The sequence below is a fragment of the Paenibacillus silvestris genome, from assembly GCF_009882985.1.
Classification (GTDB): Bacteria; Bacillota; Bacilli; order Paenibacillales; family NBRC-103111; genus Paenibacillus_E; species Paenibacillus_E silvestris.
Window position 1 is genome coordinate 88,002 of sequence record NZ_WTUZ01000022.1, and the last position, 23,295, is coordinate 111,296.

A 23,295-nucleotide genomic window follows, 5' to 3' on the forward strand; every position below is an offset into this window, starting at 1 on the left:
TCAATTGAAAGTGTGGAGGGAACAAAGTAAGATGTTTGGAAAAAGAGTACAACTAAGAAGAGCATGGGCTCTTGTTGCCATTATGTTTGTAGTATCTATTGTTTTAGCTGCTTGTGGAGAAAAGCCTAGCACGCAGCCATCCGCAACAACATCAGCAGCCCCGCAAGCGGCTGTGAAATCCGATGCTCCGCGTACGATTAAACATGCGATGGGGGAAACCGCTGTACCTGCTCAGCCGAAACGTGTTGTTATTTTGACGAATGAGGGAACAGAAGCCCTTTTAGCTCTTGGAATTAAGCCAGTTGGTGCCGTTGAATCCTACTACGGGAATCCATGGTTTGACCATATCAAAGCAGATATGCAAGGTGTAACAACAGTTGGTGGAGAATCACAGCCAAACCTGGAGTTAATCGCTTCCTTGAAACCAGATCTAATCATTGGTAACAAAATGCGTCATGAGAAAGTGTACGACCAGCTTAAAGCGATTGCTCCAACGGTTTATTCGGAGACATTGCGCGGTGAGTGGAAAAGCAACTTCTCGCTATATGCGGATGCGCTTAACAAGAAAGCAGAAGGCGACAAGATTATTGCTGACTTCGATAAACGCATTGACGATTTCAAAGCTAAAGCCGGCGATAAGCTGAAAGAGAAAATTGCTGTTGTCCGCTTCATGGGCGGTAAAACGCGTTACTACTATGGAAATATGTTCACTGGTGTTATTTTCAAACAAATCGGTTTCCCGCGTTCGGATCCAAAAAGCGATGAAAAAGCATTTGAAGATATTACCAAAGAGCGTTTGACTGAATTGGATGCTGCAGACCGCGTGTTCTACTTTACATATGAGCTTGGCGATGGTAAAGGAACGAAGCAAGAGCAGGAATGGATGAATGATCCGCTTTGGAAAAACCTTAAAGTTGTGAAAGACAATAAATTAGTTAAAGTTAATGATGCGACATGGAATACAGCTGGCGGTGTGAAAGCGGCTAATCTCATGATCGATGACCTTTACAAAATTTATGATGTAAAACCTTAATAAATGTGGGACTGCTTCTTGTGAGCAGTCCTTTTTCGACCCATGAGTGCTTATATGATCTGGGGTTTGGGGGAAGCTGAGCTTGCCCTTTTATTTATTTGTTGTTGTTGGCGGAATCGAAATCGAATAACTGGAATATCTCCTGTAATTCATGGTGATATGGGCTTAGCTGGGGTGAATAACTGGAAAAAATCCAGTTATTTGAGCTGATAATCTTCATGATTATGCAAAGGCTAAGAATATAACGGGAGTTTTTCCAGCTAATGATGCTAAACCGATTGCAATGTACAAATTAGCTGGAAATTTTCCAGTTAAAAGTTGCGGATGCGGGGGAAAGTAAGGCAGATAGTCAGTCACACAAAAAGGAGGGCTCCCTTCCGTAGCGTAGCTACTTGAAGGAAAGCCCTCACTTGCTTAAGTATGGAAGAGATGTTATCTGCTAAATCTGTTAGCGCTGCCGCCTGCTAGCTGTTGTTCAGCAATTTGAACAAGGCGACGAGTGATGCTGCCCCCAATGGAGCCTGTATCACGGGACGTCATGTAGCCATAGTAACCGTCTTGAGGAATCTGGATACCTAGTTCTTGAGCAACTTCGTATTTCATTTGATCCAAAGCTGCTGTAGCTTGTGGAACAACTAAAGAGTTGCTGCTGCGAGATTGTCCTGCCATCTGATATCACCTCCAGTAATAGGTAGTATAATCTCTTTTCTAAAATATACTCATACATTTTACTGGAAATTTTCGGAAGTGATTTGGAAAGCTGAAAAGCAGAATTGGACAGTCTTTGTTATAATAAGAAAAGCAATGGGAGAGCGGAGGCGAAAATTATGTTTGAACTATCTGTAAAGGGCTGGTCCCTTGATAAGGACTTACAAATCATACAGGCGGATGTCCGCATGGCGGTGGACGATAGCGTTATTATCGAAGAACCGCTATGCGTCGATGTGGGACTCCCTGCGCTGCTGTACAGTGCGCTGAAGGACACGGAGCCGAATCGATTTGCACCGCCGGATCAATGGGAGCAGATGCCTTTCTTTGTTTGTGGCTGTGGAGACCCGGAATGTAGAGGGTTCTCATTTGTTGTGCATCATTTGCCGCAAGAACAAATACAGCTTATCTCGGTTGAGGAGCGGACAAACGGCACGTACCGCGAGCTTGAGACCCACCATATACCAGCCGCTCACTACAGGAAAGAGGTCCTGGAGATCGGGGAAACCTATTTGGCATTTATCAAAGGGTTGGATTATAAGCCCTATTTTGCCGATACGGTTAAGGTAGTTGAAGGTCTGGTGCATCAATTACATCAACAATGACGGAGTGAATAGGATGGCAGCAGTGAAGTATTATGTCGTTTGGGTGGGGCACAAGCCAGGGATCTACCGATCGTGGGCGGACTGTCAGGCGCAGACAAAAGGATTTCCACAAGCGAGATTCAAATCATACGAATCCGAGGCGGAAGCGCGTCAAGCTTTGGAAAAAGGCTGGCAGAAATCTCTGAATTTTGGAGGGAAACCGGCATCTGCCTCTGGCAGTAAATCGGCTACCCCTGAGACAGCTCCAGAAGTCGACTATGATAGCCTCTCTGTGGATGTGGGATGCTCCGGTAATCCAGGCATTGTGGAGTACAAAGGGGTCGATACGCGGACGGGGGAGATCCTTTTTTACCAAGGACCAATTTCCAAGGGTACGAATAATCTAGGCGAGTTTCTAGCGATCGTGCACGGATTAGCGTATTTGCAAAAGCAGGGCAGCAGCAAAACGATATATACGGATTCCGTTACAGCATTAAGTTGGATTCGCAAAAAGGAAGTTTCGACCAATTTGGTTCGCGATGCTTCGACGGAAGAAATTTGGACGCTGGTTGACCGCGCGCTGAAGTGGCTCCGGACCAATAGTTATCCGAATAAGATCGTGAAATGGGACACGAAAAAGTGGGGAGAAATTAAGGCTGATTTTGGCAGAAAATAATCCTATTGCTTTTACATTGACGCGTCAGTACACTAAAGGGAGAAATTTGACGAAAAGTGTGATATGATAGATTCATTATTTTTATAAAAGAATTGTAATCTAGGAGGAATATAGAATGGCTCATCCAAAACAGCGTAGCGACATGATTAAAAAAGGATTCGACCGCGCTCCGCACCGTAGTTTGTTGCGCGCAGCCGGCGTTAAAGAAGAAGATTTCGGCAAGCCGTTTATTGCGGTTTGTAACTCTTATATAGACATTATTCCTGGGCATGTGCATTTGCAAGAATTCGGTAAGCTCGTGAAAGAAGCGATCCGTGAAGCAGGCGGCGTTCCTTTCGAGTTCAACACGATCGGTGTTGACGATGGTATTGCTATGGGACATATCGGTATGCGTTATTCCTTGCCAAGCCGTGAAATTATTGCGGATTCCTTGGAAACAGTCGTAAACGCGCACTGGTTCGACGGTCTTATCTGTATTCCTAACTGTGATAAAATTACGCCGGGCATGATCATGGGTGCGCTTCGCGTTAACATCCCTACGATGTTAGTCAGTGGTGGCCCAATGAAAGCTGGTAAAGATAAAAATGGTAAATCCATTTCCTTGTCCTCCGTTTTTGAGGGCGTAGGTGCTTTCCAAGCAGGTAAATTGGATGAAGCAGGTCTAGAAGAGCTTGAGCAATACGGTTGTCCGACTTGCGGATCTTGTTCCGGTATGTTCACAGCGAACTCCATGAACTGTTTGGCAGAAGGTCTAGGCCTTGCTATGCCAGGTAACGGTACAATCTTGGCTGTTGCTGAAGAGCGTAAGCAATTCGTGAAAGACTGTGCGAAACAGCTGATGACATTGATCGAAAAAGACATTAAACCGCGTGATATCGTAACAATCGAAGCGATTGACAACGCGTTTGCACTTGATATGGCGATGGGCGGTTCCACGAATACGGTTCTTCACACATTGGCTATCGCTGCTGAAGCAGGCATCGATTACCCGATTGCTCGTATTAATGAAGTGGCAGAGCGCGTACCTCACCTTGCGAAAATCGCTCCAGCTTCTGATTATCACATTGAAGATGTGCATTTAGCTGGCGGTGTTAGCGCAGTTATCAACGAGCTTTTGAAAAAGCCGGGTGCTTTCGATGGCGATCGTCTTTCCGTTACTGCGCAAACAATCCGTGAAAACGTAGCTGGTTGTGAAATCCAGAATACAGACGTCATTCGTCCGTTAAGCAACCCGCATAGCGAAAGAGGCGGACTAGCTGTTCTGTTCGGTAACCTTGCACCTGAAGGCAGTATCGTTAAAGTCGGAGCGGTAGATAAATCCGTTGGCGGGCGTCACGTAGGTCCTGCGATCTGCTTTGACTCTCAAGATGAGGCTCTCTATGGCATTGCTAATGGCAAAGTTAAAGAAGGCCACGTTGTTGTAATCCGTTATGAAGGGCCAAAAGGCGGACCTGGTATGCCGGAAATGTTGGCACCTACTTCCCAAATCGTAGGTATGGGTCTAGGCGCGAAAGTTGCCTTGATTACAGACGGACGTTTCTCAGGCGCATCCCGCGGTATCTCCATCGGCCATATGTCTCCAGAGGCTGCTGAAGGCGGACCACTTGCTTTCGTACATGACGGCGACATTATCGATGTCGATATGGATGGCCGCAAAATCAATTTGCAAGTCAGCGACGAAGAGTTAGCGAAGCGCCGCGAAAGCTGGACAGAGTTCCAACCGAAAATCCAAACCGGATATTTGGCGCGTTACACGAAAATGGTAACGAATGCGAGTGCCGGAGCTATTTTGAAATGGTAAAATAATAAAAGGCCAGGGCTAATAGCTCTGGCCTTTTTTATGTGCTTTTATAAGAAGAAGTGCATAAATAGCAAAGAGCCAGTCAAAACCGTTACTGCGACAACAACGGAAAGCGTAAGTACGAAACGGGCTTTGAAAATGGATAACAGCATGAGTGTGCTTTTGACATCGATCATTGGGCCGAAGACGAGGAACGCCAGCAGGGAACCTGGGGAGAACGTCTTAGCGAAAGAAGCGGCTACGAAGGCATCCGTTGTGGAGCATAACGAGAGTAAGTAAGCAAAGCCCATCATAAACACATGCGAGATGAATGTCCCTTGACCGATGGCAGATAAACTGTCTTGCGCGACAAAGGTTTGGATTAATGCGGTCAGGAAGGCACCGAGCATTAAGTATTTGCTCATTTCAAACAGCTCGGAAGTACCGTGACTGAACATGATTGCTAACCGGCTGTCACCGTGAGAGTGGCCATGGCCGTGGTTATGATCGTGCTTATGAGCATGGTCGTGCGTGTGATCATGGTGATGATGCTTATGGTCATGGTCATGCTGATGCTGGGGCTCATGTGTGTGGATATGCTCAGCACTATGCCCGCCGCTCATGGCATGGCGCAGCGGGCTGCTTTTCAGAAAGCGTGTCAACAGGAGACCGACAATCAGCGCGACACCGAAGGTGAGGCCCATGCGCGAATAAGCCATTTCCGGTTCGCTGCGGAAAGCCATGAAGGTAGACGCGAACACGATCGGATTCAGAATCGGCCCGACGAGTATGAAAATAACGGCAATGTAGACGGGCATGCCTTTGCGCATAAGCCGGCGAACGAAAGGGATCATGCCGCACTCGCAAAGTGGGAACATGATACCCAGCACGCAGGCGAACAGGATGCCGCCAAGCGGATGCTTGGGTGTCATACGCCGGATGAAAGTTTCCGGGATGAAGTTTTCGACGACGGTGGAGAGCAGGACGCCCATGAACATAAAGGGCAGGGCGTCGAGGAAAATGTCCATAGAAGCAGCAAACACACGCTTGCTATCATTCAGGATCATCCCCATTGGCGGAAGCTCTCTCGTCGTTAATATGAGGATGAGGAGACATGCGCAAATGACCGTGGAGACGGGAAGGCTCCACCGGTATAATGTTGATGACAATGCATTGACACCCCTTTGTCCATTGATGATAGGATCGTATGTTATCTATCCTATGTCCATGCAGGGAAAGATAGGACAAAGACCTTGGTTGACAATGGAAAGTCAAGGTGTATAATTATATAAAATCAATAAGCGATGACAGGAACAAGTACGTTTGTTTCCCGTTTCTCAGAGAGCCGGTGGTTGGTGCGAACCGGTGAAACGAGCAAACCGAATGGATCCTTGAGCTTGAGGCTGAACACAGTATGAGGTTGCCGGAACCTAGGCCGGAAGAACATCCGCATCTGACAAGTATGCCAAACGGCTGCTCTCCGTTACAAGAGCCTGAAGGTCTTTCTATGCGGCAATGATATGCTCATACATGGACAAATTAGGGTGGTACCACGGTCTCTCGTCCCTTGCGGGGAGAGGCCTTTTTGTTGTCTTTTTTTTACGATTCAAAAGCTAATTTACTATTGAATTTTGGAGGGATTTTCACAATGAAACGAGTACTATCAGGCATGCAGTCAAGCGGTCAGCTGACAATTGGTAATTATATTGGTGCTCTTCGCAACTATGTGAAGCTGCAGCATCTGCACCGTTGCTATTTTATGGTGGTGGATATGCATGCAATCACGGTTCCGCAGGATCCTGCTGCGCTTAAAGAACAAACGGAGTCGATCGCTGCGCTTTATATTGCGGCTGGATTAGATCCGAATAAGGCGTCCATCTTCCTGCAATCCCATGTTCACGCACACGCGGAGCTTGGCTGGATTATGACGACACTGACGCACATGGGCGAGCTTGAGCGCATGACGCAGTTCAAAGATAAATCGGAAGGCAAGGAATCCGTTGGGGCAGGTCTCTTTACGTATCCATCCCTCATGGCCGCAGATATTCTCTTGTACAATGCAGATTTGATCCCGGTTGGGGACGACCAGAAGCAGCATTTGGAGCTTACTCGCGATCTTGCTAACCGTTTTAACAATCGTTTTGGTGATATGTTCGTGATGCCGCAGCCTTATATGCCTGAGATTGGGGCAAGAATCATGTCACTAGACGATGCTTCCAAGAAGATGAGCAAAAGCAGTCCGAACGCAGGCAGTTACATCGCTATGCTGGATGAGCCGTCTGTTATCCGTAAGAAGCTTAGCCGTGCTGTGACCGATTCTGGTCGTGAAGTGAAGTATGATCCACAGAACAAACCAGAGGTTAGTAACCTGATTTCGATCTACTCGCATTTTGCAGAAATGAGTGTAGTCGAGATTGAAGCCAAATACGATGGCCAAGGTTACGGACCGTTCAAAAAGGATCTGGCCGAGCAGATCGTGGCTGTTCTTGAGCCGATTCAACAACGCTATCACGAAATTCGCAAATCCGGAGAAATTTTTGATATTTTGAAAAAAGGTGCGCAAGAGGCTGCTGAGGTCGCTAACGAAACCTTGCTTGAAGTGAAGAAACGGATGGGCTTCGTGGTCATCTAAAAGAAAGCGAAAAGAGCTCAAACAGCGTTATGGCTGTTGAGCTCTTTTTTTGTGGGCAACCGTCGTGGTTACGGCCGGGAATTTTTCTTGCGAATCTTCGCCTTAACAGCAAAGCCATAACCGATAAAGCCTAACGCGATGATCGTACAGACGAGAACCATCCAAGGCTGACGGAGTGCGATAAATAAGGAGATGGTGGCAAGCAGAAGCGTGCCGACTAAAGCGAATAAAAGCGCGAGCGGTTTACTCATGAACGTGACCTACTTTCTAGAAGTTTGAACGGTGTATTCTTATTTTAAACTTTTTTGATCGCTGTGCATATAAATTCATTTCCTCCACATACTATGTTTGCAAGCTTGCAAATACATCAAAGATCATAGCTGACTGAAAGGAGTCTGATCCTTATGGCACAATCTCGTAACAGCAACACTTTGGCAGTTCCACAAGCTACAGCAGCTCTAAATCAATTGAAATATGAGGTAGCTCAAGAACTGGGCATCCAAATTCCTCAAGATGGTTACTATGGCTACATGACATCCCGTGATACAGGTTCAATCGGGGGTAGCATCACTCGTCGTCTAGTGCAAATCGCTGAGCAATCGTTGGCTGGTCAATCTGGTTTCCGCAGCTAATAAGCGATAACCCGTTATTAGTTTTTCCCGATTGTTGTAATATAAAAGCTCAGGGGCCTAAAAAACCTCTGGGCTTTTTTTTGTAAAGCCCCAATAAAAAAAGACGCGCAATTATACGCGTCTTTTTCTTAGTAAAGATCTACTCGAAGTTTCTTTTCTAGTCTGGTGTCGTTGACCCAGCCTACGTAAGAATCGAGTGTTTTGAAATTGTGGTCCATATGGATGACACCTACGAATGGGTACTGTTTACGGTGGCGATAGCGCACATCCGCCCATCTCACTTCGTAACCCCAGCGATGCTCTTTCACTTCCGCGCAGGTGAATGATGAGAAGTACAGCAAAGCTTGAATGTCTTCATGCTTTTTGGAAGCTTCGACGGCTGGGTGATCCTCACACCTCACGGTATCTAACCATTTCAGCTTGGAATTCTTAAGCTCGCCCAGTTGGAAGGTGCCGTCTGCTCTTCTTTTTACGACATTCCAGACATAGAGGTTGAATGTTACAATAAGTGTGTATTGATCGCCATGCTGGAAAGTCGGATCTTTGCGGTAAAGACCTTTTTCTACAATGTAATGGTCAAGCGTGCGCCAAATGTAGTAAAGGGCGATAACGCCATATAATGTTGGAAAAACAAGCTTTGGACTTGCCACGTGGAAGGACCACATGAAGATGGCAGCAATGTGGCTCGAAAAGATAAAGGGATCAAAGATGTGAATAATGTTCCACGATATCCACTTTTCAGAAAAAGGCCGAATGGCTTGTGTACCATATGTGTTGAAACAATCGCTGAAAACGTGAAAACAAACCGCGATCCCTACCCACATTCCTAGATGCAGCAGAGGGATTCCATGAAAGAATAGAGCAAGGGCTCCAGTGATGAGTAGTGTCCAAAGCAGTAAAGCAGGCAAAGAGTGGGAGCGACCGCGATGATTACGGATATACGTGGCATTATTCTTGAAACGAAGCAGCCCGTCCACATCCGGAATCTGTGAACCGATAACGGTTCCGATGAAGACAGCAGTCGTAGCGGCTGAATCCGCAGAAACGCTGGGATCAATCTGCGACAATCCTGCTAACCCTAAGCCAATAACAAGATGTGTTCCTGTGTCCAAGTGGGTTTCTCCTCCTAAGGTCAATTTCCGTCTTCTTATTAGTTTACCATTTTGGAGCAAAAAATAAATCAGAGGGAGATCTAAAAATGTCTAAAGTTTTTGTAGAGTATGCCATATATCCCGAATATCGGGAGTCTTTTCTCATCTATATGCAGGAGAGGCAGGAGCGGGAAGGGCGTTTGGAGGTATTGGAAGGAACGGATCAGCCAGGACTATTTGTAGAAATTTGGAATGATGTGAGTCGTGAAGAGTATATCCATCTGAAGGAAGAACGATTCCAGCAAGGCGGTGGAACTGAGGGCAACCAGGCAGCGTGGGATAAGTGGGTGAAAGGCGGCTTAAGCAAGCTGCATATCTGGCATTTTACACCTATTGGATAAAAAAAGAAAACCGCTGCCTTGGTTAAGGTTAGCGGTTTTGTGGAGGTGATGCGTCCGTATTATCTTCTGTTGCCATAGGGATAGTAGTAATTTAATTCTTCGTCGAATGTGATGTAGTCCAGATTCACCATAAGCAGTAAGTAGCGCATGCCTGTAGCTGGATCGCTGATGATGATATGGTCGCGTCCTGCGGCTTCCAATTTGCCTTTGAAAATTTTGGCGTTCCATTGCGAGTTATTCTCGTATGTCATGTAGAGAGTCGCCATTTTGCCAAGATTGAGCCGTAGAATGTTCTCGATATAAGATTCTTCCATGGGTAGGCCAGGCACGTTTACACCCGTTTGCAGGCCTGTTCCTACAGGTGGCAACGTGGAGCCGCTAGGCTGCATCGGAACCATTTTGTTCGTAATCGCTGTCGGTACCGGGTAGGCCGGATAGGGACTTCCGCCGAATGTTGGCACTTGTGCTTGGTTGCCAATTTTGTAAGGGTTATTCAACATAACTGTAAATCCTCCTTGGAGCTTTCCTTGTGGAAGCTTTCTTCTTGTGAAGCATACACCTCATCATATTGTGCATTCGCCTATTTGGTGACTGATTTCCCTGTTTATCTGCAAAATAAAAAAGCCCCCAATGGGAGCTTAGTTCAGCAAAAATTTATATCCGACACCCCAGACCGTTTTGATATATTTCGGTTCTTTCGGGTCGGTTTCTATTTTTTTTCGAAGGTTTGCGATATGTACATCTATGGCGCGCTCAGTAACATAGGAATCGAAACCGCGAACCCGGTTGAGCAGCTCCTCACGGCTGTATACACGGCCCTGATTTTGCCATAATAGCTTCATAATCTCGAATTCGGAGAAAGTGGTCTCAATCAATTTGTTATGTACAAAGAGACACCGTTTCTCAAGATCCAGCTGCACGTTCTGATTGGTTGAGGGTTCGGCTGCAGTGGCTGCTACATGAGCAAAAGCGGTTGAACGTCGCAGCAAAGCTTGTACCCTGGCGGCTAATTCTCTCATGGAGAAAGGCTTGCATAAATAGTCGTCTGCTCCTGTTTGCAGACCTTTGATTCGGTCGGAAACTTCACTTTTGGCTGAAACCATGAGAATAGGAATGGTGGAAGCCGTTCGGAAGTAAGTGCATAGCTGAATGCCATCAACATCTGGCAGCATGATATCAAGAACGATGACATCAGGCTGGAAGTCCCGGAATAGGGTTTCTCCCTGACGGCCGTTCTCCGCCCGCATGACTTGATAACCTTCTTCGTACAAATAAATGGACATCATTTCGCCAATGCTCACATCATCTTCAATAATTAATACTTTAGACATAAACGTTCCCCTCCTTTTCCTTCAAAAGGCTTGGTGCTCGATATGCCGGACGCAACATTCGATCCTATATTTAACATGTTATCATTATCCATTTTGTGCCGTCCAGTTTTAAGGTAATAATTCGGTTATCTTTAAAAAAAGAAAAAAGAAGCTGGATGGTACTCGATGCCTAAAAATCAGGTCAAGTAGTCCAGCTTCCTTTGGTAGGGTGAGCATTCAGGAACCAAATCATACGGTTAAGTGCTTTCGAACTTGATCTTCGCTCAGCTGTTCGGCATGACCTTCGGCGGCAATCGTGCCCCGGTCTATGACATAGTAATAATCAGCGATGCTCGTAGCGAATTCTAAGCTTTGCTCGACCAATAAGACGGCTATTTCCCTTCTGCGCTTGATGGTTTCGATAATGGCTTCAATCTCCATGACGATGGAAGGTTGGATGCCCTCCATGGGTTCATCCAGCAGCAGCAGTTTCGGACCCGCTGCCAAGGCACGCGCGATAGCTAGTTGCTGCTGCTGACCGCCACTGAGATCTCCCCCTTTGCGGTAGAGCATATCTCGCAGCACGGGAAAAGTGTCGAAGAGAGATTCGGGCAGCTTCTTTCTCCCATCTGTCGCTGCTTCAAGTCCAAGCAGCAAGTTCTCCTCTACAGTTAACTGCGGGAAGATCTCGCGGCCTTGCGGCACGTAGCCAATGCCTGATTTCGCGCGCTGGTCTGGAGGGATGGTCGTGATGTCCCGTTCATGATATTGAATAGAACCAGACTTCGGTTTAATGAGCCCCATAATGCTCTTCATGAGTGTTGATTTACCTACGCCGTTACGCCCCATCAGACAAACGATCTGTCCAGGTTTCACGAGTAAGTTCACTTGGCGAACGACCATACTTTCCCCATAGCCTGCTTCGATGTTCTGAAGATTAAGCACCGCGCTCCACTCTCCTTCCCAGATAAACCTCAGCAACCTTATCATCATTCTGAATATCCTGCATCGTACCTTCGCGAAGGACGGTGCCTTCATGAAGCACCGTGACTGTTTTGGCAAATTGGCGAACAAATGCCATGTCGTGTTCGACGACAATAATCGTTTGATCCGCAGCAATTTCATGGAGAAGCTCACCGGTTTTCTCTGTTTCGCTATCGGTCATTCCGGCTGCCGGCTCATCGAGCAGTAGAAGATCAGGTTCCTGCATGAGCAGCATGCCGATTTCGAGCCATTGTTTCTCCCCGTGAGAAAGGGAGCCGGCGCGTTCCTTGGCTTTGCTTTGCAGGCCAATCATGCCAAGTCTTTGGTGCAGGCGATCTCGCTGCTCGCTTGTCGTTTTGGCCCAGAGTGCACTGAGAAGACCGCGCTTTTGCTTCATGGATAAAGCTAGATTTTCAAATACCGTTAAGGTTGAAAAGACAGAGGGTGCTTGGAATTTGCGTCCAATACCGAGCTGTGCGATTTGATGCTCTTGATGCTTGGTAAGATCAATGGAGTCTTTGAAAAAAACGTCCCCTAGCGAAGGTTTCACTTTCCCACAAATGACATCGAGGAGCGTTGTTTTACCGGCCCCATTGGGTCCGATGAGAAAGCGAAGTTCGCCGTATTCCAAGGAAAAGTCGAGATTGCGCAAGGCTTTAAAACCGTCGAAGCTGACCTCAAGCCCTTTTACGCTTAGTATTTTAGCGCCAGGCACAGGTTGTTGCTCTGCTAATTGTCCGAGCATGGGATGTTCCTCCTTCTTTTATTCATGAAACAAATGGCTGTCAGATTATCTGGCTTCTTGCGAGGAAGAAATCGGCTTAGGCAGCACGGGTTTTTTCCAATTGACTGTGTAGTGGGTAATGGTGCCAACAATTCCTTTGGGCAGTAAAAGCACAACAATAATGAACATCGCGCCGAGAATGAAGGGCCACCAAGTCGGATAGGCTTCACTGAATGTAGTTTTGGCAGCGTTGGTCACCAGAGCTCCTAGAACAGCGCCTCCGATGGTAGAACGTCCACCGATAGCGACCCATAGGACCATTTCTATCGAAGGAACAATCCCCATCTGTGCGGGAGAGATGATGCCTTCTTGAAGCACGAAGAGCACGCCGGCAAGTCCGGCCAACCCTGCTGATGCACAGTAGATGAATACTTTGTACGTTACTGGATTGTATCCGATGAAGCGTACCCGATTCTCTCCATCGCGTATGGCCGTTAGAATATTTCCCATACGGCTGGTGACGAGCAGGCTGCATAGGAGTAGAACGATGGCAACAACCGCTAAGGTGAGATAGAAGAAGATTAGCTTTGTTGACTGTGCTTGCAGGTTTAAGCCTAGGAAGGAGTCAAAGTTGGTCAGTCCATTCGTTCCGCCTGTGTAGCCTTGTTGGCCAACAAACAATGTCACGGTAATAATGACGAGAGCTTGCGACAGGATGGAGAAAAAAGCGCCTTTAATTCGGTTGCGGAATGTGAAATAGCCTAAAATGAAGGCGACAATCATAGGAATGATGAGGGCTAGCAGGAAAGCAGCGCCTGCCGAATGGAAAGGAACCCAGAACCAAGGCAAGCTTTCTACGCCGCTCCAAGACATGAAATCAGGAAGCTCGCCTGGACTCGCGGCTAGTTTCAGATGCATCGCCATACAGTAGGCGCCAAGTCCGAAGTATACGCCATGCCCGAGACTGAGTATGCCGGTGTAACCCCAAATGAGATCAATCCCCATGGCAATAATGGCATAAGCAAGAAACTTGCCGAGAAGCGAAAGACGGAAATCAGACAAAAACAGTGGAGCAAGTGCTAACACGATTAGAAAAAGGGTATAAACCATCAGTTTCATCTTGGATTGTCCGGCGAAAAGCATGGAAGATGCCACATCCTTTCTTCAGTCTAAGGATCTTGAACGGATCGTCACAAGTCCCATCGGTTTCCATTGCAAGAAAGCGATGATGAGCGTGAAGACGAGTACTTTCCCAATCGTCGCACTGGTTGTATACTCGAGCGCTGTATTGAATACGCCAATGCCTAAAGCTCCTGCAACCGTGCCGATCAGCTTCCCGATGCCGCCAAGCACAACGACCATGAAGGCGTCGACGATGTAGTACGTGCCAATGGTTGGTCCAATGGGTCCAACCAAGGTAAGCGCACATCCGGCAATGCCTGCCATGGCAGACCCGAACGCGAAGGATTGTGCATCTACTCTGCGTGTAGAGATGCCGAGGCAGGCAGCCATTTCGCGGTTCTGCATGACGGCTCTCATCCGTCTGCCGCCAGCAGAATGGTATAAGTACATATAAATAATGAAGATGCACAAAGCGACTAACGCAATAATGAAGAGGCGCTTATAAGGAAGAATGAGATCGGCTGTGAGGTGGAGTCCGCCTTCCAGCCACTCCGGCGCTTTCACTGCGACGTTGGGTGCGCCGAATATGGATCTGGCAAGCTGCTGCAGAGCTAAGCTTACGCCCCATGTTGCTAGCAGGCTGTCTAACGGTCTACCGTACATGAACCGGATGAGGCAGGCCTCTAGCAGCCATCCGACGAGGAAGGCTACGGCGAAGGCGACGCCTAGCGAGACGACGAAATACCAGCCGAAGGCGGATGCCGGCAGGAATTGCTGGAACCAGTGCTGGACCAGATAGGCCATGTAGGCTCCGATCATAATAAACTCGCCGTGTGCCATATTCATGACATTCATGAGGCCGAATGTAATGGCGAGCCCAATAGCGATCAGGAGCAGGATGGAGCTGAGACTTAAGCCATTGAATAATTGAAGCAGCAGCAAACTCATGACGATGCTTCCCCCTTAGTGAATCCCGAGTAAAATAGTGAAATCCAGGGCTGCCGCTAGGCAGACCTGGTTTCACGAACGATCCTATCGGTGAGCTTATTTCTTCGTTACTTCGCCGCCCCATGGATATGTTTTGAGGAAAGGATCCGGCTTAAGTGGTTTGCCAGAATTCCATACTTCTTTAATTAACCCGTCAGCGCCAATTTGGCCGATACGCGCTGTTTTGGAAATATGCTGGTTCTCGCCATCGATAGTAACTTTACCTTCCGGCGAATTCCATTCGATGCCTTTGGCTGCTGCTTTTACTTTCTCTACCTCAAAAGAGCCTGCTTTTTTGACAGCTTCAGCCCATAGATAAACAGCTGTGTAACCGGCTTCGATCGGATCATCCGTTACGCGGTCTTTGCCGTATTTCGCTTTGTAGGCTTCTACGAACTTCTTGTTCTCTGGTGTATCCGTTGTTTGGTAGTAATTCCAAGCTGTGTAGTGTCCATCCAAAACAGATGCTCCAATTCCGCGAACCTCTTCTTCGGCGATACTAACCGACATGGTTGTTAAATCTTTGGCTGTAATGCCAGCGTCTTTTAATTGCTTGAAGAAAGCTACGTTACTATCACCATTGAGCGTATTGAAAACAACATCCGGCTTTTCCTTTTTGATTTTGCTAATAATTGTGTTGTAATCGGTGTGTCCTAGCGGTGTATACTCTTCAGCTACCAGTGTGCCGCCATCAGCTTTCAGTTGCTCTTTAATAATTTTGTTGGCTGTTCTTGGGAAAACGTAGTCTGAACCTAAGAGGTAGAATTTCTTGCCTTTGTTTTGGAGGAGCCAGGTTACCGCGGGGATAATTTGTTGATTCGTTGTTGCGCCTACATAGAAAATGTTCGGTGATGATTCTACGCCTTCATACTGAACGGGATACCACAGTAATCCTTTGTTTTGCTCGACGACCGGAAGCACCGCTTTACGGCTGGCTGACGTCCAGCAACCGAAAATCGTCACAACACTGTCTTTTTGCAGTAACTTCTTAGTTTTCTCTGCAAAAGTAGGCCAATCGGATGCGCCGTCTTCAATGACGGGCTTTATTTTCTTGCCTAAGAGTCCCCCAGCTGCATTAATTTCATCAATCGCCATTAACTCCGCATCTCTTACAGATACTTCACTAATGGACATCGTGCCCGTTAGAGAGTGAAGAATACCAACAGGTACAGTCTCGTCTTTCGTTTCCGCTTTGACCTCTGTGGTCTTCGTTGTTGCCGTAGATGCAGTAGGCTCCGACTTTGCACAGCCAGTAGCGACCATCATCAATGCCATACTTAAAGCGACGGTGAGTTTCCCTTTGTTTCTTATCTCTCTCATTAATCGTCCCACTCCCTTACTTACAAGATTTGGATTACAAGGCTTATGATAAAGTGGGTAAAAGGATTGTGTCAATATAGATGACATGTATTGGTTTTTATTTTGTGGTTGATGCACAATTGGATAGGGATTTTTTGTGCTTAACCTATAAAATAGGGGAATTAATTGCAAAAATCGCTTGCTAAATGTTAATTAATATGACATTACAGATTTACAAGTGTGAAATATCCGAATATAATAAGTGTAAAAGAATACCATTATTCGGTTTTTGAAGAGGTGATGATGTGCATTTAACCGAACGCGAGAAAGAAAAGCTTCTCATTACAGTAGCGGCTGACTTGGCAAGGCGAAGACTGGCGAGAGGCTTGAAGCTGAATTATCCCGAAAGTATTGCCCTGATTACATCTGAAATTATGGAAGGCGCCAGGGATGGCATGACAGTCGCAGAGCTGATGACCTTCGGCACCACGATCTTGAAGGCAGAGCAGGTTATGGAAGGTGTTCCTCAGATGATTCATGATGTACAGGTAGAAGCAACGTTTCCAGATGGTACGAAACTAGTGACCGTTCACGAACCCATCACCTAACACGATGGATGAATCGACCGAAAGGGGCGAGAAGATGGTTCCGGGAGAATATCGCATCAACCGAGGTTTTATAGAAATGAATAAAGGCAGACAAACCGTCGAAATCATTGTTACGAATACAGGAGATCGACCAATTCAGGTGGGCTCTCACTATCACTTTTTTGAAGTGAATCGAGCGTTGACCTTTCCCAGAGAACTGGCCTTTGGCATGCATCTAGATATTCCGGCGGGAACTGCCGTTAGGTTCGAACCCGGGGAGCAGAAGCCGATTCAGTTGGTCGAGCTGGGCGGAGCCAAGTTGTCCTATGGGCTCAATAATTTGAGCGAAGGCCCGGCAGTGAAAGACCAGATGTCCGATGAGACGAAGGCAAGATGGCAAGCATGGGAGGGGAAACGCGTGTGAGTCAAATAGATCGTAAGAGCTACGCGCTGATGTTCGGGCCTACGACTGGCGATGCTATTCGTTTGGCAGACACGGAATTATGGGCGCAAATTGAGCATGATTACACTGTCTATGGAGACGAGTGCAAATTTGGCGGAGGGAAAGTAATCCGGGATGGCATGGGACAGTCCAGTGGTGCCACCCGGGATCAAGGCGTGCTAGACACGTTGATCACGAATGCTGTCATAATCGATCATTGGGGAATTGTGAAAGGCGATATCGGGATCAAGGATGGACATATCGTCGGAATTGGCAAAGCCGGCAACCCCGATATTATGGATGGCGTGCATCCGAATCTGATTGTCGGAGCAAGTACAGAGGTCATCGCTGGTGAAGGTAAAATCGTGACGGCTGGGGGAATTGATGCCCACATTCATTATATATGTCCTCAGCAGATCGAAACGGCGCTATCCTCCGGCGTGACAACGATGATCGGCGGCGGTACAGGACCAGCGACTGGCACGAATGCGACAACATGTACGCCTGGCGCCTGGCATATGCGAAGGATGCTGGAATCTGCGGAAGCGTTCCCGATGAACCTGGGTTTCACAGGAAAAGGGAATTCCTCATTCTTGGCGCCGTTAGTTGAGCAAATTGAAGCGGGCGCCATTGGCCTGAAGCTGCATGAAGATTGGGGAACGACACCGGCGGCTATCGACACGTGCCTGAAAGCAGCCGATCAATATGACGTTCAGGTTGCTATTCATACGGATACATTAAATGAAGCGGGATTTTTGGAGGATACGCTCGCTGCCATCAAAGGGCGTACCATCCACACTTATCATACGGAAGGAGCGGGCGGAGGGCATGCGCCGGATATCATTCGGGCTGCTGCTGAGCTTAATATCTTGCCGTCTTCGACAAATCCGACACGTCCTTACACGATCAATACGATTGAAGAGCATTTGGATATGCTGATGGTTTGCCATCATTTGGACAGCCGAATCCCTGAGGATGTGGCCTTTGCCGACTCGCGGATACGCCCGGAGACGATTGCTGCAGAGGATATTCTGCATGATCTTGGGGTGTTCAGCATGCTGAGTTCGGATTCGCAGGCGATGGGCCGGGTTGGCGAGGTCATCATCCGCACTTGGCAAACGGCGGATAAAATGAAGAAACAACGCGGACCGCTGGCGCCGGATACAGAAGATGGGGACAATTTCCGCATCAAGCGCTACATTGCGAAGTATACGATTAACCCAGCGATTACGCATGGTGTTTCGCACTTGGTTGGTTCTATCGAGCCTGGCAAATTCGCGGATCTAGTGGTCTGGAGCCCGATGTTCTTCGGGGTCAAACCTGATCTGGTGCTCAAGGGCGGCAGCATTGCCTATGCACAAATGGGAGATCCGAATGCGTCCATTCCAACGCCGCAGCCCGTCTTTGGAAGGCCGATGTTTGCCGCTTTCGGCAAGGCTTTGACACAAAGTTCGATAACGTTCGTTTCTCAGACGGCTTATGAGAATGGCATTGCGCAGAGGCTTGGTTTACAGAAGAGAATTGAGCCAGTGAAAGGCTGCCGTGAGATTTCGAAGAAAGACATGATTCATAACAATGGCACCCCTTCTATAGAAGTGAACCCGGAAACGTATGAAGTCAAAGTAGATGGAGAAGCCATCACCTGTGAGCCAGCGACGAAGCTTCCAATGGCGCAATTATATTTCCTATTTTAAAAAATGTGGGTGATGCTCATGGAAGAAGTACAGCGGGCAGCGGCCACGCAGCAAGAAGCGGCAGCCACCAAGTTTCACTGGCTTGCCTACCAGCAGCTTCTAGATTCAGCACTTCCAATCGGGGGCTTCTCACATTCCTTCGGCTTGGAAACGTTGGTTCAGCAAGGACGCTTGGAAACCGTTGATGAGCTCGAGGCTTACATCAGCACCATGCTCCTCCACAACTGGTCATCATCTGATGCGATGGTGATCAAAGCAGCCTACACCCATATTCCCGAGGGAGAATGGGTGCAGCTTTGGGCAATCGACCACATGCTGCATGTGCAGCGGGTATCAAGCGAGGCAAGAAGTGGTGTTCAGAAGATGGGACGCAGGCTGCTGCAGTTATCCCGAGCTATGTATCCCGGGCTGGATTGGAAGTCCTTAGACGAAGCAGTGAAGGCTGGGCGCTGCAGTGCCAATCATCCGGTTGTACATGGATGGGTGAGTTATCATCTTGGCGTGCCGCTGGAACAAGCGGTGGAAGGATATCTGTACAGCTGTGTGATGACCTGTATCAATAGTGCTCTAAGGCTCATGTCCATGGGGCAAACGCAGGGCCAAACATTGCTTGCTAAGGTGATTCCGTTGATCGGAATGCAGTGGCAGCGCGTAGCTCACTTAGATCCCATGGATGCTTATACGAATTCACCCTCGGCTGATCTAGCGATGATGCAGCACGAGACCCTATATTCGCGATTGTTCATGTCTTAACTCAAATTCAAGGAGGAATGACTATGTGTCAAGGACAAGGTCATCATCATCATCAATGGGAGAAGCCATCTGTCGATCGGAGCCGCCCGATGCGTATCGGTATCGGAGGGCCTGTTGGCTCCGGCAAAACAGCCCTAGTCGAGCGCCTAGCTCGGAAGCTTAAAGACCGTCTCAGCATCGCGGTGATTACGAATGATATCTACACGAAGGAAGATGCCCGTATTTTGATCAGCTCGGAGGCATTGCCCGAAGAACGCATTATCGGAGTGGAGACCGGTGGATGTCCGCATACCGCTATTCGCGAAGATGCCTCTATGAATTTCGAAGCGATTGAAGAACTGGAGCAGCGCTTTGAGCATCTGGATATCATTTTCATTGAGAGTGGCGGTGATAATTTGGCTGCGGCTTTCAGTCCGGAATTAGTGGATCGTTTCATCTATATTATCGATGTTGCCCAAGGGGAGAAAATTCCGCGTAAAGGCGGCCCTGGCATTATGAGGTCCGATATGCTCATCATTAACAAAATCGATTTAGCTCCGTATGTTGGCGCCAGCCTGGAAGTTATGGATTCGGATACGAAGAAAATGCGTGGCGACCGTCCGTACATTTTCTCCAACCTGATGGGCGGCACAGGACTTGATGATATTGTGACATGGGTGGAGCAGGAGTTCAGCCATGCCTAAGGTGACCGGGGAGATCAAGGCAGCATTTGCGGTACGCAGCGGCGTCACGCAGCTGGTTCACAAATATCATGCCTCCCCGCTCAAAATCGCCAAAACGTTCCGCTATGAGAATGAAACGTTCACTGGAGACCAGCCCGTGGAGCAACTGGGCGTCTATATGATGGACTGTTCCCCGGGACTGATGTCAGGGGATCATTACGAAATTAACGTGCGCCTTGAAGAGGGCGCACGTGTTTATCTAACGAACCAATCGTTCACGAAGGTTCATCCTGCCTTAGGGGAGCAGGGAAGCACGCAGCACCAATCGCTGCATGTGGAGGCAGATGCGCTGCTGGAATACATCCCAGAGCCGCTCATGCTGTACAAAGATGCCCGTTTGTTCTCCGAAACGGAGGTGTTTCTTGCTCCAGGCGCTGCGTGTATATTCTCTGATGTTCTCTGTCCGGGACGAACGCAGAGGGGAGAGATCTTTCAATACTCGCGGTATACCAATCGCATGAGGGTCTGGTACGGCACGGAGCTGATTTATTATCAGAACCAGAGGATTGAACCTCAGGATATGAGGCTCACAGCTCCTGGGAGTTGGGAGCAGGAGACGCATCTGGGGAATTTGTACATCTTCTCAGATCGGCTTGGGCAGCGGCATCTCGATAGCTTGATGGCCTACCTCGAGAAGATTAATGGCATTGAACAAGTCCGTATCGGAGCCAGTCTTACGTATAAACACGGGATCATCGTCACTGTCATGGGTCGGCATGCCTGGCAACTGCAGCATGTCCTTAGCATAGCCTGGCATGAACTGCGCCGAAGCTTGCTTGCCTTAACCCCATTAATGGTTAATAAATAAGTTGAAAGGAGCCCTAGGGCTCCTTTTTTTGCGTTGGGAGAGAATGGTAAGTTTATTTTCCACGCATACTGGTAGGAGAATCGACAATATCATGACAACTTCCCCGACTTCATTGTCAAACCGTGTAGGGGTTGGTATGATAAATGAGATCATAAATAAGTTAGCTCGGAAGTTCGATATAGAGGAGGGCAATGACGTGGAAAATCAAGCTAGTTACGAAAGCATTTCTAACGATTCGACACAAGGTTCCGCTCGGAACGAAGCCATAGATGCAGTCAATAAGTCAACATCTGTAGAGCCTGTGACGTTAAAAGATTTCTATCGCTTGGTGAAGCCGGGGATTATTTATTCGAACCTAATGACGGCCTTCGCCGGATATTGGATGGCTGCACGCTGGGACGTAAGTTGGGCCCATTTATTTTTTACAATGCTCGGAACAGCTCTTGTTATGGCTGGCGGCACGGTGCTGAACAATTACCTGGACCGTGAGATGGATGCCAAGATGGAACGGACGCAGAACAGAGCACTGCCTAGTGGAAGACTCGGTCCCAACGTAGTTTTATGGTACGGCATTATTCTGGGAACGATCGGACTAGCTGTCCTCTATTTTGGAGCAGCGTCCCCGCTTGCAACGTTGATCGGGTTAATTGGATTGTTCTTGTATGTATGGCTCTATACCGCATGGTTCAAAAGAACCTCAGTCTGGAGCACATTCGTAGGCGCATTCTCTGGAGCAACGCCACCGGTTATCGGGTACTGCGCAGTTAGTGGCACCGTGGATTTAGGAGCTATCTTGGTATTCCTTTTCTTATTCCTATGGCAGCCGCCGCACTTCTGGGCACTTGGCATTCGCCGCATGGAAGAATATCGCGCCGCAGGTTTCCCGCTTTTACCAGTGGTTAAAGGATCTTATGTGACTAAGATTTCCATGGTCCGTTATGTCGTGCTGCTTGTTCCGGTTACTGTTATGTTGACTGCTTACGGATATGTGGGTTACCTCTTTTTGTTCGGCTCTACGATTCTCGGATTAGTCTGGGTGTTCATGAGCGTGAAGGGTTTCAAAGCAACTGGTGAGGCTGAAGTCGTATGGGCGAAACGCATGTTTCTTTTCTCGATTATGTATCTAACGCTTTTATCGATCCTCATGGTTATTGATACGGTGAAGATTAGCTAAATGAAGGACGGATGACGAAGATGAGTACATTTTTTGAAAAAAATTGGTTCAAGCTGGCGCTAGGCGCTATCTTGATTGCGATGATTGCTTCTTTTGCCTATAAGCTTTGGGTCAACAGCAGCGAACCGGATCAACGCTTAACGGCGATGAAGCAGTCTCCGTCTTTTCAACTGCAAGACTTGGATGGGAAGACCGTTGCTTCTGCGGATACGGATGGCAAAGTAAGACTCGTTTATTTCTTCTATTCTTTTTGCCCGGACGTCTGCCTGCCGACAACATTTTTACTGACTCAAGTGCAAGATGAATTGAAGAAAAAAGAACTGTTCGGTACCAAATCCGAAATTATCTCCATCACCGTTGATCCAAACCGGGATACACCGGCTGTACTTAAGGAGTTCGGAACCAAGTTTGAGTCCAAGCCTGATCCAAGCGGATGGATGTTCCTCCGTGGTGAAGAAGCGAAGACCCACAAACTTGCCGAGGATTTCGGCATCATGGTCATTAAGGAGAAGGACGGAAACTTCTCTCACTCCAATGCTATTTTACTTGTTGATAAAAAAGGGAAGTTGCGGAATTATTATGATGCAAGCAATCCGGAATTGGATGCCGACCATATTGTCAAAGATGTGGTGACCTTGTCCAAAGAGAAATAAGTTAACTACATAAACTATTCAAGAGCAGGATCTGGTGAAGGGTAGATAATATACTCCTCCAGACCTGCTTTTTCTAATTGCTGAATAAGATATTCCTCAGGCGTCCCCTCAACCCCGGCATACCCTCTGCGCGTATAAATTTGCTCGGCATCCGGGAATGTATCCCGCAACAGAAAGCGTATCCTTTTTCCGGAAGAATCATTATCTGTAAACAAATAAACTTGCTTGTCTCCTGCTTTTTTGTGCAGCTCCTCCAAGGTTTGTGAGCTAGGTGTTCCGAAAGTGCACAGAATCTGAACGCTATCAACAACGACGCGCTTTAAGCGGCTTTTGTCGTTTTTGCCTTCAACAATAATTGTGATCGACATGGGCTATCCTCCATCAGGCTTTTTTGTAGTATAACCTGTTTTTGTAAGCGATCCAAGGATGCCATTCGACGTTTGCTCAAAAAATATGCTGCCATTTCCCGGGAAATGACAGAGAATGACAGCACAAAGAC

At 47.7% G+C, this 23,295-nt stretch carries 27 protein-coding genes and 1 other annotated feature; of the genes, 15 read left to right on the forward strand and 12 right to left on the reverse strand.

Annotation, left to right across the window (positions count from 1 at the left end):
* Positions 1 to 31: 31 nt before the first annotated feature.
* Positions 32 to 1,033: an ABC transporter substrate-binding protein gene (locus tag GQF01_RS20880; protein WP_161408644.1), complete on the forward strand. Its 1,002-nt coding sequence runs from the start codon at positions 32 to 34 to the stop codon at positions 1,031 to 1,033.
* 432 nt (positions 1,034 to 1,465) lie between these two features.
* Here the strand turns inward: GQF01_RS20880 and GQF01_RS20885 are convergent, their stop codons facing one another.
* Complete coding sequence (locus tag GQF01_RS20885) at positions 1,466 to 1,702, reverse strand: alpha/beta-type small acid-soluble spore protein (RefSeq protein ID WP_127453012.1); 237 nt, start codon at positions 1,700 to 1,702, stop codon at positions 1,466 to 1,468.
* 158 nt (positions 1,703 to 1,860) lie between these two features.
* On the opposite strand from GQF01_RS20885, the gene GQF01_RS20890 reads away from it, so the two are divergent.
* From GQF01_RS20890 to ilvD, 3 genes are all read left to right on the forward strand, one after another.
* On the forward strand, positions 1,861 to 2,346 hold the full coding sequence (locus GQF01_RS20890) for a hypothetical protein (protein WP_161408645.1): 486 nt from the start codon (positions 1,861 to 1,863) through the stop codon (positions 2,344 to 2,346).
* Positions 2,347 to 2,359: 13 nt separating this feature from the next.
* Entirely contained in the window at positions 2,360 to 3,001 is a 642-nt protein-coding gene (rnhA, locus tag GQF01_RS20895) for a ribonuclease H (RefSeq protein WP_161408646.1), read from the forward strand.
* A 115-nt stretch (positions 3,002 to 3,116) separates the two neighbouring features.
* Entirely contained in the window at positions 3,117 to 4,802 is a 1,686-nt protein-coding gene (ilvD, locus tag GQF01_RS20900) for a dihydroxy-acid dehydratase (RefSeq protein WP_161408647.1), read from the forward strand.
* Positions 4,803 to 4,849: 47 nt separating this feature from the next.
* Here ilvD and GQF01_RS20905 read toward each other — a convergent pair whose 3' ends face one another.
* Entirely contained in the window at positions 4,850 to 5,950 is a 1,101-nt protein-coding gene (locus GQF01_RS20905; protein WP_235960112.1) for a permease, read from the reverse strand.
* A 126-nt stretch (positions 5,951 to 6,076) separates the two neighbouring features.
* Positions 6,077 to 6,352: a binding site (T-box leader), on the forward strand.
* A gap of 77 nt (positions 6,353 to 6,429) precedes the next feature.
* Between GQF01_RS20905 and trpS the strand changes: the two genes are divergently transcribed.
* Entirely contained in the window at positions 6,430 to 7,413 is a 984-nt protein-coding gene (gene trpS / locus GQF01_RS20910) for a tryptophan--tRNA ligase (protein WP_161408648.1), read from the forward strand.
* 68 nt (positions 7,414 to 7,481) lie between these two features.
* Here trpS and GQF01_RS20915 read toward each other — a convergent pair whose 3' ends face one another.
* A complete protein-coding gene (locus GQF01_RS20915) occupies positions 7,482 to 7,664 on the reverse strand; it encodes a DUF5325 family protein (RefSeq protein ID WP_161408649.1) in 183 nt (60 codons plus the stop codon).
* A 153-nt stretch (positions 7,665 to 7,817) separates the two neighbouring features.
* Between GQF01_RS20915 and GQF01_RS20920 the strand changes: the two genes are divergently transcribed.
* Positions 7,818 to 8,045 carry a small, acid-soluble spore protein, alpha/beta type gene (locus tag GQF01_RS20920; RefSeq protein ID WP_161408650.1) on the forward strand — a complete coding sequence of 76 codons (228 nt, stop codon included), beginning with the start codon at positions 7,818 to 7,820 and terminating at the stop codon, positions 8,043 to 8,045.
* Between the two features lie 128 nt (positions 8,046 to 8,173).
* Here GQF01_RS20920 and GQF01_RS20925 read toward each other — a convergent pair whose 3' ends face one another.
* Positions 8,174 to 9,157, reverse strand: coding sequence for a metal-dependent hydrolase (locus GQF01_RS20925; RefSeq protein WP_161408651.1), 984 nt, complete (start codon positions 9,155 to 9,157; stop codon positions 8,174 to 8,176).
* Between the two features lie 86 nt (positions 9,158 to 9,243).
* Between GQF01_RS20925 and GQF01_RS20930 the strand changes: the two genes are divergently transcribed.
* Positions 9,244 to 9,537, forward strand: coding sequence for a hypothetical protein (locus GQF01_RS20930; RefSeq protein WP_161408652.1), 294 nt, complete (start codon positions 9,244 to 9,246; stop codon positions 9,535 to 9,537).
* 59 nt (positions 9,538 to 9,596) lie between these two features.
* Here the strand turns inward: GQF01_RS20930 and gerQ are convergent, their stop codons facing one another.
* From gerQ to urtA, 7 genes are all read right to left on the reverse strand, one after another.
* On the reverse strand, positions 9,597 to 10,037 hold the full coding sequence (gene gerQ / locus GQF01_RS20935; RefSeq protein ID WP_161408653.1) for a spore coat protein GerQ: 441 nt from the start codon (positions 10,035 to 10,037) through the stop codon (positions 9,597 to 9,599).
* A gap of 138 nt (positions 10,038 to 10,175) precedes the next feature.
* Positions 10,176 to 10,868: a response regulator transcription factor gene (locus tag GQF01_RS20940; protein WP_161408654.1), complete on the reverse strand. Its 693-nt coding sequence runs from the start codon at positions 10,866 to 10,868 to the stop codon at positions 10,176 to 10,178.
* Between the two features lie 228 nt (positions 10,869 to 11,096).
* Entirely contained in the window at positions 11,097 to 11,792 is a 696-nt protein-coding gene (urtE, locus tag GQF01_RS20945) for an urea ABC transporter ATP-binding subunit UrtE (RefSeq protein WP_328803500.1), read from the reverse strand.
* Positions 11,785 to 12,576, reverse strand: a complete 792-nt coding sequence (gene urtD, locus GQF01_RS20950) for an urea ABC transporter ATP-binding protein UrtD (protein ID WP_161408656.1) — start codon at positions 12,574 to 12,576, stop codon at positions 11,785 to 11,787. Before urtD ends, urtE begins: the two co-directional genes overlap by 8 nt.
* Positions 12,577 to 12,621: 45 nt before the next feature.
* Complete coding sequence (gene urtC / locus GQF01_RS20955) at positions 12,622 to 13,698, reverse strand: urea ABC transporter permease subunit UrtC (protein ID WP_161408657.1); 1,077 nt, start codon at positions 13,696 to 13,698, stop codon at positions 12,622 to 12,624.
* Positions 13,699 to 13,719: 21 nt separating this feature from the next.
* Positions 13,720 to 14,625, reverse strand: a complete 906-nt coding sequence (gene urtB, locus GQF01_RS20960; protein ID WP_161408658.1) for an urea ABC transporter permease subunit UrtB — start codon at positions 14,623 to 14,625, stop codon at positions 13,720 to 13,722.
* 96 nt (positions 14,626 to 14,721) lie between these two features.
* Complete coding sequence (gene urtA, locus GQF01_RS20965) at positions 14,722 to 15,984, reverse strand: urea ABC transporter substrate-binding protein (protein WP_235960122.1); 1,263 nt, start codon at positions 15,982 to 15,984, stop codon at positions 14,722 to 14,724.
* A gap of 284 nt (positions 15,985 to 16,268) precedes the next feature.
* On the opposite strand from urtA, the gene GQF01_RS20970 reads away from it, so the two are divergent.
* The 8 genes from GQF01_RS20970 (at position 16,269) to GQF01_RS21005 (ending at position 22,796) form a co-directional block, all read left to right on the forward strand.
* Positions 16,269 to 16,571, forward strand: a complete 303-nt coding sequence (locus GQF01_RS20970; protein ID WP_145666723.1) for an urease subunit gamma — start codon at positions 16,269 to 16,271, stop codon at positions 16,569 to 16,571.
* Positions 16,572 to 16,605: 34 nt separating this feature from the next.
* Positions 16,606 to 16,974: an urease subunit beta gene (ureB, locus tag GQF01_RS20975; RefSeq protein ID WP_161409870.1), complete on the forward strand. Its 369-nt coding sequence runs from the start codon at positions 16,606 to 16,608 to the stop codon at positions 16,972 to 16,974.
* Positions 16,971 to 18,686 carry an urease subunit alpha gene (ureC, locus tag GQF01_RS20980; RefSeq protein ID WP_161408659.1) on the forward strand — a complete coding sequence of 572 codons (1,716 nt, stop codon included), beginning with the start codon at positions 16,971 to 16,973 and terminating at the stop codon, positions 18,684 to 18,686. Before ureB ends, ureC begins: the two co-directional genes overlap by 4 nt.
* 18 nt (positions 18,687 to 18,704) lie before the next feature.
* Positions 18,705 to 19,439: an urease accessory protein UreF gene (locus GQF01_RS20985; RefSeq protein WP_161408660.1), complete on the forward strand. Its 735-nt coding sequence runs from the start codon at positions 18,705 to 18,707 to the stop codon at positions 19,437 to 19,439.
* A 23-nt stretch (positions 19,440 to 19,462) separates the two neighbouring features.
* A complete protein-coding gene (gene ureG / locus GQF01_RS20990; protein ID WP_161408661.1) occupies positions 19,463 to 20,122 on the forward strand; it encodes an urease accessory protein UreG in 660 nt (219 codons plus the stop codon).
* Entirely contained in the window at positions 20,115 to 20,969 is an 855-nt protein-coding gene (locus GQF01_RS20995) for an urease accessory protein UreD (protein ID WP_161408662.1), read from the forward strand. The genes ureG and GQF01_RS20995 overlap by 8 nt, the downstream gene beginning before the upstream one ends.
* A gap of 196 nt (positions 20,970 to 21,165) precedes the next feature.
* Positions 21,166 to 22,143, forward strand: a complete 978-nt coding sequence (cyoE, locus tag GQF01_RS21000) for a heme o synthase (RefSeq protein WP_328803501.1) — start codon at positions 21,166 to 21,168, stop codon at positions 22,141 to 22,143.
* 20 nt (positions 22,144 to 22,163) lie between these two features.
* Positions 22,164 to 22,796 carry an SCO family protein gene (locus GQF01_RS21005; protein WP_161408663.1) on the forward strand — a complete coding sequence of 211 codons (633 nt, stop codon included), beginning with the start codon at positions 22,164 to 22,166 and terminating at the stop codon, positions 22,794 to 22,796.
* A gap of 14 nt (positions 22,797 to 22,810) precedes the next feature.
* Here the strand turns inward: GQF01_RS21005 and GQF01_RS21010 are convergent, their stop codons facing one another.
* Positions 22,811 to 23,164, reverse strand: a complete 354-nt coding sequence (locus GQF01_RS21010) for a toprim domain-containing protein (protein ID WP_161408664.1) — start codon at positions 23,162 to 23,164, stop codon at positions 22,811 to 22,813.
* Between the last annotated feature and the right edge of the window lie 131 nt (positions 23,165 to 23,295).

Coding starts and splice junctions, on each gene's coding strand:
- GQF01_RS20880 (WP_161408644.1), top strand. CDS start 32: ATGTTTGGAAAAAGAGTACAACTAAGAAGAGCATGGGCTCTTGTTGCC.
- GQF01_RS20885 (WP_127453012.1), bottom strand. CDS start 1,702: ATGGCAGGACAATCTCGCAGCAGCAACTCTTTAGTTGTTCCACAAGCT.
- GQF01_RS20890 (WP_161408645.1), top strand. CDS start 1,861: ATGTTTGAACTATCTGTAAAGGGCTGGTCCCTTGATAAGGACTTACAA.
- rnhA (WP_161408646.1), top strand. CDS start 2,360: ATGGCAGCAGTGAAGTATTATGTCGTTTGGGTGGGGCACAAGCCAGGG.
- ilvD (WP_161408647.1), top strand. CDS start 3,117: ATGGCTCATCCAAAACAGCGTAGCGACATGATTAAAAAAGGATTCGAC.
- trpS (WP_161408648.1), top strand. CDS start 6,430: ATGAAACGAGTACTATCAGGCATGCAGTCAAGCGGTCAGCTGACAATT.
- GQF01_RS20915 (WP_161408649.1), bottom strand. CDS start 7,664: ATGAGTAAACCGCTCGCGCTTTTATTCGCTTTAGTCGGCACGCTTCTG.
- GQF01_RS20920 (WP_161408650.1), top strand. CDS start 7,818: ATGGCACAATCTCGTAACAGCAACACTTTGGCAGTTCCACAAGCTACA.
- GQF01_RS20930 (WP_161408652.1), top strand. CDS start 9,244: ATGTCTAAAGTTTTTGTAGAGTATGCCATATATCCCGAATATCGGGAG.
- gerQ (WP_161408653.1), bottom strand. CDS start 10,037: ATGTTGAATAACCCTTACAAAATTGGCAACCAAGCACAAGTGCCAACA.
- GQF01_RS20940 (WP_161408654.1), bottom strand. CDS start 10,868: ATGTCTAAAGTATTAATTATTGAAGATGATGTGAGCATTGGCGAAATG.
- urtD (WP_161408656.1), bottom strand. CDS start 12,576: ATGCTCGGACAATTAGCAGAGCAACAACCTGTGCCTGGCGCTAAAATA.
- urtC (WP_161408657.1), bottom strand. CDS start 13,698: ATGCTTTTCGCCGGACAATCCAAGATGAAACTGATGGTTTATACCCTT.
- urtB (WP_161408658.1), bottom strand. CDS start 14,625: ATGAGTTTGCTGCTGCTTCAATTATTCAATGGCTTAAGTCTCAGCTCC.
- urtA (WP_235960122.1), bottom strand. CDS start 15,984: ATGAGAGAGATAAGAAACAAAGGGAAACTCACCGTCGCTTTAAGTATG.
- ureB (WP_161409870.1), top strand. CDS start 16,606: ATGGTTCCGGGAGAATATCGCATCAACCGAGGTTTTATAGAAATGAAT.
- GQF01_RS20985 (WP_161408660.1), top strand. CDS start 18,705: ATGGAAGAAGTACAGCGGGCAGCGGCCACGCAGCAAGAAGCGGCAGCC.
- ureG (WP_161408661.1), top strand. CDS start 19,463: ATGTGTCAAGGACAAGGTCATCATCATCATCAATGGGAGAAGCCATCT.
- GQF01_RS20995 (WP_161408662.1), top strand. CDS start 20,115: ATGCCTAAGGTGACCGGGGAGATCAAGGCAGCATTTGCGGTACGCAGC.
- GQF01_RS21005 (WP_161408663.1), top strand. CDS start 22,164: ATGAGTACATTTTTTGAAAAAAATTGGTTCAAGCTGGCGCTAGGCGCT.
- GQF01_RS21010 (WP_161408664.1), bottom strand. CDS start 23,164: ATGTCGATCACAATTATTGTTGAAGGCAAAAACGACAAAAGCCGCTTA.